The organism is Nocardia sp. NPDC057455, assembly GCF_042802775.1.
GTDB lineage: Bacteria > Actinomycetota > Actinomycetes > Mycobacteriales > Mycobacteriaceae > Nocardia.
This window is the reverse complement of sequence record NZ_JBHVDM010000136.1, coordinates 1-13,080: the sequence shown is the minus strand read 5'-3', so window position 1 is coordinate 13,080 and position 13,080 is coordinate 1. Positions and strand designations below refer to the sequence as shown.

The following is a 13,080-nucleotide window of genomic DNA, read 5'->3' as shown; positions in this document are numbered from 1 at the left end:
CGTTCGTGGGAGGCTCCGCAAACTGTCGTGGCTGCCCGAGCGGGTGATGGCCGGGTTCAGATCGTCAGCAATCAGCGATTGCGCCTACCCCGGATACCACCGGAGGGATAGCGCAGCGCGTTCATCATCTGCCCACCGACTCGAGGATCACTGGGCCCGTCTCTTGTCGCCGCCAGCTATCGGGTAGCACTCCCGGACTACGGCAAACATCACATTCGCACATACCAGGAGCACGTCGGTTTCAGGCACCTCACTCCTCTCAGCGGTGCCCGGGGAAGCGGAGCCGATGACTTCTTCAGACACCTCGACCTATTCGCGGTCCGGCCCACCCACATGCCGCAAGTTGACCAGCACCCTGGCAAGTTCCTGGCAACGAAGAGATTACCTCCATAGATCTCGGATCGCCGCTGGCTTGGCGGAAGCGCCCGATTTCGCACCCGGCGGCACGCCGATTCATCGCGAACGCGGTATCGACCGCCGGCGGCTATGCCGCCTGGGACCTTCGCCGCGCACCGACCCCACGGAGCCGCAGACGGCAAGCCTCCGCATCACGCGCTCCAGACAGCGTCGCCAACGTCCTGGCCTCTTACACCTAAGCTCGTCCTATGGCCCTGATGGTGCATCTGACGCCGGAGAAGAACGCGCGGCGAATCCGCCGTGCGGGCATCGCGGCGAACGGCTTCCGTCGCGGGGTGTTCTGTATGCCGGTGATGCCGTCCTACGTGCTGTCGCATCAATGGTTGCGTGAATTGCGCCGCGGCGGACAGCGGCTGATCGTCGCGGTGGACTTCCGGATTCCCGACAACGAGCCGGTACTCGTCGGACACTACGGCGCAGCGCAGACAGAATTGACTGCTGCTGAGGCTGTTTCAGTCATTCTTCAGGCCGGGGATGCGCGGGGGTATGAGATCCTGGTGCCTCGCGCGATCGCACCTGTCGAACTACGTCGGATCCGGCCTGTGCGTCAGGTAGCGGGGTGGCGGTATCACCCGAACGCTCATGGTCAGCGCCCCTGCGCGTGTCCGGCGTGTTTGAGGCGCGGTGAATTCAAGGCCGCTGACCTTCGTCGGCGGTTCGCCACAGACGAGTCGGAGCTGACCAAACCGCAACTGCTGGCCCGATTGCGTGAGGCGGACAACGACGATGATCTGATCGACGCCCTCTACGGGCTGGCCCGAAGGAGTCGCGGCGACGTCGTTGACGTCGCACACCTCATCGATCACCCCAACCCGGAAGTCCGTTGCGCTCTCGCATCGGCCTTACGCCGGTACCGCGGCAGCCAGGCGCGCGGACTGCTGGCGCGGTTGGCCGCAGACCCTGATTCCGAAGTACGCGACGCGGCGACACAGTGACGGCTGCCACCGGCGGACTTGTTCCCTGCCGCAGGATCAGCGAATCGGCAACGGCCGCGCCGCGCCCCTGCGCGACAGCCCACTGCCGAGCACGGCTCACTCACGGGGCTTGTGTTCGCACGGAGTCGGAGAACCACGCGATCTGGTCATAGAAGGGAGTGGGCGGTGTTGTCGTCGTCGAAGAATGTTCGGGGGACGGTGTTGAGTTCGGCGGGTGGCCACAGCCCGGTCGAGACGAAGGCTTCGTAGAGAAGATCGCCGACCCGGTCGAGGTTGAAGTCACCGAAGACCAGCAGATCAGCGTTCCAGTCGGATTTGCGGTCGGTCCATGAGCGCATCCGTTGCGCTCCGGCAGCCGTTGCGCCGGATCGTCTCCCGACTCCTCCCTGGCCCTACCGGACCATGCTCAGAGCCTTCCCAGGAAACGGGAGAACCGCAAACTGCGCACGGACGAATACGACGCATGCCCAGTACATGGATCCACCATGCCCGACACCGACGCCTTCAACCCTGCCGCGTTGCAGCGCCACTGGGACCGACTGCTTCCCCAACTCGATCAAATCCTGGCCGGCCCGGCAGCTGGATCCCGGATCATCACTCCGACGTCGCCTGGACGTCGTCAGTGGGCAGGTGGGCACTGATGTGCCCCAGGCGCATCACCTCACCAGTGCTGTCGTACAGGGCGATGGCGGTGACATCTATTCCGTCCCTGGAAGCTTGCTGGCGGTTGAGTACGACCTTGGCGCCGCCGTCGAGGGCGATGGTCGTGTTGGGCGCCGGCGTCGTGGGCTGTGCCTGGCCATTGATCTGAAGCTCTTGAAATGTCAGGCGCACAGCAGGGGTGACAGTGCCGCCGTGGGCTGCGGTGACGGTGACGTCGAGGTCCATGGCGGTGGCCGCGACCACCAGCGGGGCATTGGTTCCGGCCTGTGCGGTCGCCGCGGTGACTGTCCCGTGCACGGTGCGGTTGTCGCCGCTGACGGTGCCATGGAGTTCGCTTGCGCCACTCGATATCTGAACAGACTGACCATGCCCATTGATCAGCTCGCCATGGGCAGCGGTGGTGTGTTGCGAGACCGCGACGGCCGATCGACCGATGTCGGAGGAGACGAGTTCGTGCGGCGCCGTGACCTGCGGCAGGTCTGCCACCGCCGCATGCCCGGACATCACCGGCACCTGTTGAACCAGCGCCAGACTGTGATGCGGTGCGATAGAGACGGCGGTGACACGTTTGCCGCCGGTCTTGGCCACCAGCCTGGAGCCCCGGCCCGCGGCGACGAGATGACCGCCGGCGGTCAGCGCCATGCTCGACCCGTCTCCTGCGGCAATGGCCACAATGCGCTTGCCCTTGGTGTTGGTCACGATGCCGGAAACCTCACCGCCCTCGTCTCGGCCTGCGGCGATGACGTCGCCATCGGCCGTCAACGCCAGGCTGTGGTCCGTTCCCGCGGCGATGGCGACGATGCGCTTGCCTTCGGTCTCGGCCACGATGCCGGAAACCTGCTTGTAGTCGTCCTTGCCTGCGGCCACCACCTGGCCGTCGGCGGTCAGCGCCAAATTGGTGATCGGGCCGGCGGCGATGGCGGCGATCCGCTTGCCTGCGGTCTTGGCCACGATTCCGGATACATCCTTGTAATAGTCGTCTCCGACTGCGATGACGCTGCCTTCGGCGGTCAGCGCCACGCTTTTTTCGTCTCCCGCGGCGATGGCGACGATGCGCTTGCCTTCGGTCTCGGCCACGATGCCGGAAACCTGCTTGCTCTGGTCGTCGCCAGCGCCGACGACCAGACCGTCGGCGGTCAGCGCCAGATCGTGGCGAAATCCCGCAGAGATGGCGACAATGCGCCTGCCGGCGGTCTTGGTCAGGATTTCGGACACCCTCTTGTCGCCCGCCGCGATGATCTGGCCGTCGGCGGTCAGCGCCAGATCGTGGTCAGTTCCCCCAGCGGAGATGGCGACGACGTCAGCGCCGTCGGTCTTGGTCTCCAATCTGGAACCTGAATCGTCGTTGTAGTCGTCTGATCTGACAACCCGGCCGATGACAGATGTAACCGACTGGTCTTCGCGGTTGTGGGTCGAGTCAGACATCCGAGATGCCCCCTCCGTCGACGGGTTCGTGCGCGAGCACGCTGCGCTGGCGAGCATTTGGCTGATCGCCTTTCAGGCTACGCGGCGCCTCCGGCGCCCGCGGCGATATCGGCGGTCGGCACGATCAGGTTTGCCGTCTCCGACAGGCCAACGCACGGTTGGCATTTCGGTGTGCGCGGGGACGGAAGCGCAACTGCCGGAGCGGGCGCAGGAGTCGTCGGCGCGGCGTCGGACAGCGTGCTGATCGGGCCGCCGCCCGATGCGGTTACGCGTCCCAGGTGACCGGGAGGCTCTTCACCCCGTAGATGTCCGCGGTTTCCGGACGAAGGGCAACCTCTTCGGCCGGTACGGCCAGGCGCAGCGTGGGGAATCGGGTGAGCAGCGCGGGGAACGCGACGCGCATTTCGACGCGGGCGAGTTGGGCGCCCAGGCACAGGTGGGCGCCGTGACCGAAGGCCAGATGCCCGTCGGCGCGCCGGCGGATATCGAGCGTGTGGGGATCGGCGAAGCGCTCGGGGTCGCGATTGGCGGTGTGGTAGGACGCGATGACTACCTGTCCGGCCTTGATCGTCTGGCCGGCGATCTCGACGTCTTCCAGCGCTGTTCTCATGAACGTCTTTGCCACGCTCAGATAGCGCAGCAACTCCTCTACGGCTTGGTCGGTGAGACCGGGGTCGGCGCGCAGCGCGGCGAGCTGATCCGGGTGGCGCAGGAGCGCGAAGGTGCCCAGCGCCAGCATGTTCGCGGTGGTGTCGAAGCCGGCCGCCAGCAGGACCAGGGCCATCCCCCGCAGTTCCTCATCGGTCAGATCGGTGTCGGTGAGGTCGCTGAGCACGTCGTCGGTGGGGTTCGCGCGCTTGTCGGCAACCAACGCCGTGAGGTAGTCGTAGGTCGCGGTCACTGCCGCTATCAGGTCTTCGTCGCTGGTCTCGCCGTTCATGAACGATTCCACGTTTTCCTGGAAGGAGCCCCGGTCCGCGTAGGGCACGCCCAGCAGTTCGCAGATCATGATGGCGGGGATGGGCCTGGCGAAAGCCGTCACCAAATCCGTTGGCGGTCCGGCCTTCTCCATCGCGTCGAGATGGTCGGAGGTGACCTGCTCGACGCGCTCGGTGAGCAGCCGCATGCGCCGCGCGGTGAATCTGCTCGCCAGCGGCTTCCGGTAGCGGCCGTGCTGCGGCTCGTCCATGAGAAGGAACTCGCCGGGCGGCGCGGGCGGGATCTCGACGCCCGGGTAGTCGATGGTGGGGTGAAGCAGGAGCTCTTTGCGCGAGCTGAACCGCTTGTCGGCCAGGATCGATTTGGTCAGGTCATATCCGGTGATCAGCCAGCCGGGTTTGCCGCCGGGAAGGTGTAATGGCTGATCGGGCCGTGTCGGCGGGCCTCGATCAGCTCGGCCGGTGGGTCGAACGGACACCCGGGTTGGCGCTCCGTCGGTAGCGTCGTGATGGTATGGAGGGATTCACTCATAACCATTTCCCTTGCGGTAGTGGGTGTTCGGAGCAGTGCGCCCGCTGCGGTGACCTTTATAATCATATGTATACGTATACAGGATGACAAGAGCTTGCCTCGGATCACCGGCGGCCGAGTTCGGTTGGCGTCGCGGACCGCCGAAGTCGGTACCCCACGAAGGACACTCCCTAGGTTCATTAGCGCTAATGTATTCTTGGCCTGTGATCGTAAGACCCGCGCCCGGACTCGGTGAACTCTTGCGCTACGTCGGCGAATTGGTCGACAGAGGCGCCGGAGAGGTCTATGACTCGCTGGGGATGTCGTATCGGCCCCGGTACACCCCGGTCTTGCGGGCGATGAGTCTCGGCGCGAAGACAGTTACGGAGATCACCGCGTTCAGCCATGTCACGCAGGGGGCTATCAGTCAGACAATCGGGCTGATGGTGGCCGACGGGCTGGTGGTGCGCGAGCAACTCCCGGACGCCCGCAAGAGTGGCATACAGCTGACCACCGGTGGCCGCGAGCTGGTGGAACAGCTGAAGCCGCACTGGGAGAACACTTTTGCCGCAATAACCGAACTGGAGTCCGAAATCGGATTCCCGCTGCGGCAGGTCCTCGGGGACGCTGCGGCCGCGCTCGAACGCACAGGTTTCGCGGCCAGGCTCGAGCGGGCGCGGCGGCGGCGCACCGAGCGGGACGATCCGCTCTCGACGGGTGCGACGCCGGGACGGAATTGGTTCGACCGTGACGGCCGGGCCTACGCGCAGTTTCGCCCCGAGTACCCCGCTCGGCTGTCGATGTTTCTCGCCTCGCTGGCGCCGTCCACGGCTCTCGCCGTCGACGTCGGTTGCGGCAGTGGACAATTGACCTCGCAGCTTGCCCCCTACTTCGCCACCACGATCGGGGTCGACCCCAGCGCCGAACAAATCGAGCACGCGCCTTCGCGGGAACGAGTTCGCTATCTCCACGCCTCCGCAGAGCGCCTACCGATCCCCGGTCGCAGCGCGTCCCTGGTCACCGCAGCCCAAGCGGCGCACTGGTTCGACCGGCCGACGTTCTACGCCGAAGTCCGGCGCATCGCGGTCGAAGGTGCGGTAATCGCGTTGATCAGCTACGGGGTGGTGCGGCTCGAGCCCGAGCTCGAGGAACGGTTCACGCGCTTCTACCACAAGGAGATCGGGCCGTTCTGGCCACCGGAACGCGCACTCGTCGACAGCGGGTACGCCGATATCGACTTCCCCTTCGACGAGTATCCCGCGCCGGTCGTGCGGATCGAAAAGAATTGGACCCTCGATGAGTTCATGGGCTACCTGTCGACGTGGTCGGCGGTCCGCCGGGCCCAGGACGCCGATAGATCCGAAGTCCTGCACACGTTCGCGGCCGATCTGGCCGAGCTGTGGGGCGAACCCACGACAACACGACGAATCACCTGGCCGCTCAACATGCGAGTAGGAATTCTATGACAACATCACAGCGGCAACCTTGTTCGCAGCCTGGGCTGACCCACCGCGAAAGCATGGTCGTCACCGCACAGCACACCGTCCCCGGCGTAGCGCCCGACTGGCCCGGCTTCGCCGACATGCCACCGGTTTTCGCGCAGCGGTCACCCTGATAGGGATCTCCGGCCGAAGCCCCAGCTTCGAGGTGTCCTGTCATAACGAATCGGCCGTCGAGGACCGAACAGCGCTGGTGCAGAGAAAGCTGTCGTTGTGCCGACTGCCCGCTGCGATCGCCACCATCGGTTGTTTTGTAAACCTTGTGCCGGGCTTCGGGTCTGTGGTGAGGTCGACGTGAGTTCCACTGCGGCCCTGCGGTGTTCGAAAGGAAGTGTCCGATCATGTCCGTTCCGACCGTCGTCCAGCAGAGCCTGACGATCAGCGAGGTTGCGGCGGCCGTGAACCTGCCTACTTCGACCCTGCGGTTCTACGAGCGGGAAGGACTGATCGAGCCCTCGGCTCGCAGCGGTGGGAAGCGGGTCTATGCCGCCGATATCCTTGCCCGGCTGGCCCTGATCGACATGGCGAAGCAGGCGGGGTTCACCATTACCGAAGTGGCCGCCTTGTTGGACAGCGGCACAGGGACGCCTCGTCCGGAGTGGCGAGAACTGGCCGAACCGAAAATGGCCGAACTCGACGAGCAGATCGCCTTCGCCGAGCGAGCCAAAGAGATCATTCAGCATGGGTTGCAATGCCCCAGGCCCTCGTTCGTGGACTGCCCGGTCTTCGATGAGCTGATTCAACGCCATATCGAGGCCATGGTCGCGCGGACACCGCGAGCCAGGGCGGCGAGACGGGCCGAACGGCGAATGCGCCGGGCACGATGAGGTTGACTTGAAGTTGGGTTCAACCGCAATGCTCGGTTCATGAACGACATCAGCGCCGAAGCAGTGGCAGGCACTTTGGGAAAGCTGCTCGACCCGGCCAATCGGCACGACCCCTACCCGCTCTACGCCAGCATCCAGCAGTCTGGGCCGGCCTGGCTGGAGCCCTTGTCCGCCTTCGTTGTCGCCGGTTTCTCTGATTGCGAGGCGTTGCTGCGTGATCCGCGGCTGAGCGCCGAGCGTGAAGGCGACGACAGGAAGCGATGGGAACAACTGCTGGCGCCGGACGTGCCGTCGTCGGTATTGCAGCCCTGGTTCCTGTCTCTGGACCCACCGGATCACACGCGCCTGCGCCGGCTGGTCGCCAAATCCTTCACAGCGAGGTCGGTGACCCGGTTCGAGTCCTATGTTTTCGAGCTCGCCGACAACCTGCTCGACGCTGTAGCCGAGCGGGGCACGACGAGCATGGACGTGGTGGCCGAGTTGGCCCGACCGCTGCCGACCACGGTGATCTGTCACATGCTAGGTGTCCCTCTCGCCGACGAGCCGCTGTTCCGCGGTTGGTCCGACCGCTTGATCGTGCTCGTCGACGGGTTCGACATGGAGCCGCCCCCAGCAGACCGCCTGCCGGACTGGTTGTCCGCCCTCACCGAATTGCATCGCTATATCGATGACTTGATCACGACGCGACGCCGCAGCTCAGGCGACGACTTGATCTCCGACCTCTTGGCAGCCGAGGAGGAGAGCGATGTGCTCGGCCATGATGAGCTCATCTCCACCGTGGTGCTGCTGCTGGTAGCCGGGCACGAGACCACGGTAAACCTTATTGCCAATGGAATTCTTGCCATGCTGCGGCAACCCGAGCTGCTCAACGATCTGCGTGAGCGTCCCGAACTTGCCCCTGCCGTTGTGGAGGAGACCCTGCGCCACGATCCTCCAGTGCAGTTGACAGCTCGGTTGTTGAAGGAGGACACCGAACTTTGTGGCCACACAGTCCCTCGAGGCGCCATGGTCAACCTACTACTGGCCGCGGCCCAGCGTGATCCGGCGGTGTTCATCGAACCGAACCTTTTCGATCCCGGACGCCCGGATTCGCGCCACCTGGCTTTCGGCGGCGGTCCACACTTTTGCCTTGGCGCGCCACTGGCGCGCTTGGAAGGGGCCGCGGCGTTCCAGCGCTTCGCCGAGCGAGTCGTGAACCCGATCCTGGTCCAAGACCCACCGCCGTACCGTCCCCACGTAAACCTGCGCGGCCCGGAAGCGCTCGTCGTCCGTTTCGCCAAGATTTTGCCTCGGCTCGCCACCCGCGGTTACTGACGCAGGAGGGGCGCGGATTACGGGCCCTGGACTAGTAGTGCCTTGTTGGATGTGGGGAGGCCGGTGGCGCTGAGATTTCAGCGGTCGGCAGGTCAGGGGGCGAGGCAGGCGGGGATCTCTTGGTCAGGTGGCGCCCGCCGCACGCGGGTTGTTGAAAGCGCCCGAGGCTGCGGCGAGTGCGGCAGTGACGGCCGCGTGGTCGGGTAGGTCTGGGTCGGGTGGGGTGCGTAGCAGCACTAAGTGGTGGTAAACCGGTGCGGTAGCGGCGATCAGCAGGGCGCGCGCGTCGACATCGGGCGGTAGTTCGCCGCGCTGGATCGCTCGTTGAATGATGATCTCCGACTGCGTGTATCGGTCCTCCCACAATCGTCGAAGGGCTCGGGCAGCTTCGTCGGATCGGAACGAGACCGCGATCAGCGCCCTCGCGATCGAGGACTCCTCGCTCAGCGAATCCTGGATCTCGTGATTGAGCGCCGCCAAATCCCCACGCAGGCAGCCGGTGTCGCGGGGTTGCCACGGCTGCTGGCTCGCCGCGTCGAAGACGTCGGCGAGCAGCCCGCCGACGTCGTGCCAGCGGCGATACACCGTGGCGCGGTGCACGCCCGAGCGGGTGGCGACGGCTTCGATGCTCACCGCGTCGTAACCGTGTTCGGTCAGCTCCGCGCTGACCGCTTCGAGCACCTGGGCTCGGATGCGGGCGGTTCGCCCACCCGGGCGACGGGCTCCCGGTGCGGGCTCGGAAGCCGGAGGAGGTGCGGAACTCATGGTGGATAGTCCGATTGCTTGACGGGATGGAGTCGCCACGATACCTTAGTGCGACAGTCGTCGTATTAATTTGAGGTGCCGATGTTCTCCCGAAGCGTTCCCCCGGCCCTGCGGTCCCCGCTGACCGCGTCGTCCTCGAATGCTTCGGAGTGTGCATATGCCAACCCAGATCACCGCGCTCGCGGTCAGCAAGTCCTTCGACGGCAAACCGGTTCTCGATGAGGTGACGTGTTCGCTCGCCGCGGGTGAGTGCACCGGGATCATCGGCGAGAACGGATCCGGCAAGTCCACCCTGCTGCGCCTGTTCGCCGGGCGAGAGCAGCCCGATCATGGCGAAATCGTCGTCCAAGCCGACGGCGACATCGGTTACCTCGCTCAGGACGAGCAACTCGCGCCACACCTGACTGTGCAGGAGGTCATCGACCGGGCCCTGACCGAACTACGGGCGATCGAACAGCGGATGCGCCGCCTCGAGGTCGCGATGACTGACGGCGACGAGTCCGGGATGGCCGAATACGATGATCTGACAACCATTTTCGAGCTCCGCGGCGGCTACGACGCCGACGCTCGGGTGGAACGGGCTCTGCACGGCCTCGGTTTGAGCCTGGTGGACCGCGACCGTGCGGTCGCCGGGCTGTCCGGCGGCGAGCAGGTCCGGCTGCGCCTGGCCGCGGTGCTGGCAGCGGGCACCGAGGTGCTGTTGCTGGACGAGCCGACCAATCATCTCGATGAGGCCGCCCTGACCTGGCTGGAAGATCATCTGCGTACCCGCCGCGGCACGACGGTGACGGTTTCACACGACCGGGCATTCCTCGAGCGGGTCGCGACCAGCCTGCTGGAGGTCGACGCGGACCGGCGGCGGGTCATCCGCTACGGCAACGGCTACTCGGGGTTTCTGGCCGATAAGGCGGCAGCGCGACAGCGGTGGACGCAGGCGCACGCGCACTGGCAGAGCGACACCGTCCGGCTCCGCGAGGTAGCCGCCACCAGTGCCCGCCACGTCGCACCGGGCCGGGCGATGAAGGACAACAACAAAATGGCCTACGACCGGGCTGGCGGGCGGGTACAGCAGTCATCGGCCAGCCGGATTCGCAATGCCGAGGAACGGCTGCGCCGCCTACTCGCGGACCCGGTGCCACCGCCGCCGCAACCGTTGCGTTTCGTTCCCACCCTGCTGGCCGGCGGTGTGCAAGGCACCGTGCTCGACGCCACCGGCATCGCTGTCTCGGGCAGGCTCGACCGGACCAGCGTCACGGTCCATGCGGGTGACCGGCTGCTGATCACCGGACCGAACGGTGCGGGCAAGACCACCCTGCTGCGGGTACTGGCAGGTCGCCTCGCGCCGGACAACGGCACTGCCACACACTACGGCAGGGTCGGCTACCTCGCCCAGGAGCCGCCTCCCGCCGAGCCCGGGCAAACGCTGCTGGCAGCCTTCGCTCGCGGTCGCACCGGAGAAACCGACGAGCACGCCGAACGATTGCTGTCACTCGGCCTGTTCCACCGTGCCCAGCTCACGTCGCGCGTCGAGAATCTGTCCACCGGGCAGCGGCAGCGCCTCGCCTTGGCGCGGCTGGTCACCGAGTCCGTCGATGTGCTGCTGCTCGACGAGCCCACCAACCATCTGTCACCGGGTCTGGTCGAAGAGTTGGAAACCGCTCTGGCCGAGTACCGTGGCGCGCTCGTGATCGTCAGCCACGACCGCCGGCTGCGCGCCCGCTGGCGCGGTGCTCATCTCCACCTGCGCCCGTCGGCATCCGTCTGACCTCGCCGTCACCCGATCACTCACGCACCGAAGGGGTTTCGCCGTGCCCGACAGTCCCGATCCAATTCCCGCCGACCCGACCGTGCTGCACCCCATGCCGGGACAGCCGCGAGTGGTGCTGCTGAAGTCGCTGGTCGCCTCGCCTCTGATCGAGGTCGGGGAGTTCTCCTACTACGACGATCCGGACGATCCGACCGCGTTCGAAACCCGCAACGTGCTCTACCACTACGGGCCGGAGAAGCTGATCATCGGGAAGTTCTGCGCCCTGGGCACCGGAGTGCGGTTCATCATGAACGGCGCCAACCACCGCATGGACGGCCCCTCCACCTTCCCCTTCCCCATCATGGGTGGCTCGTGGTCGAACCACTTCGACCTGCTCGCCGGCTTACCGAGCCGAGGGGACACCGTCGTCGGCAACGACGCCTGGCTCGGCAACGGCGCGACAGTGATGCCCGGCGTGCGGATCGGCCACGGCGCGATCATCAGCACCGGCTCCGTGGTGACCAACGACGTACCCGACTACGGCATCGTCGGCGGCAACCCCGCCCGCCTCATCCGAACCCGCTACAACGACGAGGACATCGCCCGGCTGCTGGCGGTGGCGTGGTGGGACTGGCCCATGGAACACATCACCGAACACGTGCGGACGATCATGTCGGGCAGCATCGCCGACCTCGAAGCCGCCGCCGGCGATCTGAAATGAGTGAAATGCCCTCTCTCCCTGCCCATATCGCGATGGTCGGCGTCCCCATCGTCAGCCATGTGCTATCGAGCTTGGGGATCATCCGTGAGCTGGTGGCTCGTGGCCATCGCGTGACCTATGCCAATGACCCTGCCGTAGCCGACCTGATCACCGACACCGGCGCCGACCTGATCCCGTGCACCTCCACCCTGCCGGTCGCCGACAACAACTGGCCCGACGATCCCATCACCGCGATGGACCTGTTCCTCGACAACGCCGTTCAAGCGCTCCCGCAACTGCGCGCGGCCTACGAGCACGACCCCGCGGATCTCTACCTCTACGACATCGGCGCCTACGCCGCAAGGGCCCTCGCCGAGGCGCAGAGCCGCCCGCTGGTTCAACTGTCGCCCACGTTCGTGGCATGGAAAGGCTACGAAAGAGATGTGGCAGCACAACTCCGGCAACTGCCGGGCGCCGACGCCTACCGGGCGAAGTTCGCGCAGTGGCTTGCCGACTGCGGCGCGGCCACCACCGATGTCGATGTCTTCTCCGGCTTGCCCGACCGTGCCCTTGCGTTGATACCCCGGGCGATGCAACCGCAGGCCGACCGAGTCGACACCGGCACAGTGACATTCGTCGGCCCCTGCTTCGACACCCGTAAGGAAGACGAGGCTTGGATCCGCCCCGCCGATGCGGAGAAGGTTCTGCTGATCTCCCTGGGCTCGGCCTACACCCGCCAGCCGGAGTTCTATCGCCAGTGCCTGCGGGCCTACGGCAACCTGCCCGGCTGGCACGTTGTACTGCAAATCGGGAAGCACACCGACTTACAGGAACTCGGCGTCATCCCCTCCAATATCGAAGTGCACTCCTGGGTCCCCCAGCGTGCGATCCTGGAGCAGGCGGATGCCTTCGTCACCCACGCCGGTATGGGCGGGTGCGGGGAAGGACTGTTGACCGGTGTCCCGATGATCGCCGTGCCGCAGGCCGCCGAGCAGTTCATGAACGCGGACCGGCTCGTCGAACTGGGTGTGGCCCGCCGCATCGACACCCAGGAAGCCACCGCCCAGAACCTACGGGAGGCTCTGAACGACCTGGTCACCGATCCGGAAATGGCGCGCCGCTCAGCGCAGCTGCGCGCCGCCGCCAGAGCCGAAGGTGGCACCATGAGGGCCGCCGACCTCATCGAATACATCTCGGTTTTCCGGTCGAGTACTGGGGATTCCCCGGCACGGCAGCGTTTTCCGCGAGGGTCCTGTTCGGAATCGGCCATCGGCCTGGATAACCTCCCAGGCATGCAATTCGGTGTGAATGTTCCCAACTTCGGTCCAGGCGCGACCCC

The 13,080-nt window shown here is 65.8% G+C and carries 11 protein-coding genes; 7 read left to right on the top strand and 4 right to left on the bottom strand.

Annotated features, from left to right (window positions below):
- Positions 1-701: 701 nt before the first annotated feature.
- Positions 702-1,352: a HEAT repeat domain-containing protein gene (locus ACFU5M_RS32395; protein ID WP_379055048.1), complete on the top strand. Its 651-nt coding sequence runs from the start codon at positions 702-704 to the stop codon at positions 1,350-1,352.
- 146 nt (positions 1,353-1,498) lie between these two features.
- Here the strand turns inward: ACFU5M_RS32395 and ACFU5M_RS32390 are convergent, their stop codons facing one another.
- The 3 genes from ACFU5M_RS32390 to ACFU5M_RS32380 all read right to left on the bottom strand — a co-directional run bounded on the left by ACFU5M_RS32390 (position 1,499) and on the right by ACFU5M_RS32380 (position 4,857).
- Entirely contained in the window at positions 1,499-1,690 is a 192-nt protein-coding gene (locus ACFU5M_RS32390; protein ID WP_379055046.1) for a hypothetical protein, read from the bottom strand.
- A gap of 256 nt (positions 1,691-1,946) precedes the next feature.
- The gene (locus ACFU5M_RS32385; RefSeq protein ID WP_379055044.1) at positions 1,947-3,440 is read right to left on the bottom strand and encodes a choice-of-anchor P family protein; all 1,494 of its coding nucleotides are present in this window, start codon (positions 3,438-3,440) and stop codon (positions 1,947-1,949) included.
- Positions 3,441-3,705: 265 nt separating this feature from the next.
- Positions 3,706-4,857: a cytochrome P450 gene (locus ACFU5M_RS32380; protein WP_379055042.1), complete on the bottom strand. Its 1,152-nt coding sequence runs from the start codon at positions 4,855-4,857 to the stop codon at positions 3,706-3,708.
- A gap of 256 nt (positions 4,858-5,113) precedes the next feature.
- On the opposite strand from ACFU5M_RS32380, the gene ACFU5M_RS32375 reads away from it, so the two are divergent.
- The 3 genes from ACFU5M_RS32375 to ACFU5M_RS32365 all read left to right on the top strand — a co-directional run bounded on the left by ACFU5M_RS32375 (position 5,114) and on the right by ACFU5M_RS32365 (position 8,529).
- Positions 5,114-6,355, top strand: a complete 1,242-nt coding sequence (locus tag ACFU5M_RS32375; protein ID WP_379055040.1) for a methyltransferase domain-containing protein — start codon at positions 5,114-5,116, stop codon at positions 6,353-6,355.
- A 374-nt stretch (positions 6,356-6,729) separates the two neighbouring features.
- Positions 6,730-7,215, top strand: a complete 486-nt coding sequence (locus tag ACFU5M_RS32370) for a MerR family transcriptional regulator (RefSeq protein ID WP_195154055.1) — start codon at positions 6,730-6,732, stop codon at positions 7,213-7,215.
- Between the two features lie 39 nt (positions 7,216-7,254).
- On the top strand, positions 7,255-8,529 hold the full coding sequence (locus tag ACFU5M_RS32365; RefSeq protein WP_379055037.1) for a cytochrome P450: 1,275 nt from the start codon (positions 7,255-7,257) through the stop codon (positions 8,527-8,529).
- A gap of 123 nt (positions 8,530-8,652) precedes the next feature.
- Here ACFU5M_RS32365 and ACFU5M_RS32360 read toward each other — a convergent pair whose 3' ends face one another.
- A complete protein-coding gene (locus ACFU5M_RS32360) occupies positions 8,653-9,294 on the bottom strand; it encodes a TetR/AcrR family transcriptional regulator (protein ID WP_379055035.1) in 642 nt (213 codons plus the stop codon).
- 157 nt (positions 9,295-9,451) lie between these two features.
- On the opposite strand from ACFU5M_RS32360, the gene abc-f reads away from it, so the two are divergent.
- From abc-f to ACFU5M_RS32345, 3 genes are all read left to right on the top strand, one after another.
- The gene (gene abc-f, locus ACFU5M_RS32355; protein ID WP_379055033.1) at positions 9,452-11,059 is read left to right on the top strand and encodes a ribosomal protection-like ABC-F family protein; all 1,608 of its coding nucleotides are present in this window, start codon (positions 9,452-9,454) and stop codon (positions 11,057-11,059) included.
- Positions 11,060-11,153: 94 nt separating this feature from the next.
- The gene (locus ACFU5M_RS32350) at positions 11,154-11,762 is read left to right on the top strand and encodes a CatB-related O-acetyltransferase (protein ID WP_379055050.1); all 609 of its coding nucleotides are present in this window, start codon (positions 11,154-11,156) and stop codon (positions 11,760-11,762) included.
- Between the two features lie 5 nt (positions 11,763-11,767).
- Positions 11,768-13,080 (top strand): macrolide family glycosyltransferase (locus ACFU5M_RS32345; protein WP_379055031.1); only part of this gene is annotated, 1,313 nt, incomplete at its 3' end.

What these genes read in the sequence shown, in the direction of transcription:
- ACFU5M_RS32395 (WP_379055048.1), top strand. Translation starts at nt 702, where the DNA reads ATGCCGGTGATGCCGTCCTACGTGCTGTCGCATCAATGGTTGCGTGAA.
- ACFU5M_RS32390 (WP_379055046.1), bottom strand. Translation starts at nt 1,690, where the DNA reads ATGCGCTCATGGACCGACCGCAAATCCGACTGGAACGCTGATCTGCTG.
- ACFU5M_RS32385 (WP_379055044.1), bottom strand. Translation starts at nt 3,440, where the DNA reads ATGTCTGACTCGACCCACAACCGCGAAGACCAGTCGGTTACATCTGTC.
- ACFU5M_RS32370 (WP_195154055.1), top strand. Translation starts at nt 6,730, where the DNA reads ATGTCCGTTCCGACCGTCGTCCAGCAGAGCCTGACGATCAGCGAGGTT.
- ACFU5M_RS32365 (WP_379055037.1), top strand. Translation starts at nt 7,255, where the DNA reads ATGAACGACATCAGCGCCGAAGCAGTGGCAGGCACTTTGGGAAAGCTG.
- ACFU5M_RS32360 (WP_379055035.1), bottom strand. Translation starts at nt 9,294, where the DNA reads ATGAGTTCCGCACCTCCTCCGGCTTCCGAGCCCGCACCGGGAGCCCGT.
- abc-f (WP_379055033.1), top strand. Translation starts at nt 9,452, where the DNA reads ATGCCAACCCAGATCACCGCGCTCGCGGTCAGCAAGTCCTTCGACGGC.
- ACFU5M_RS32350 (WP_379055050.1), top strand. Translation starts at nt 11,154, where the DNA reads ATGCCGGGACAGCCGCGAGTGGTGCTGCTGAAGTCGCTGGTCGCCTCG.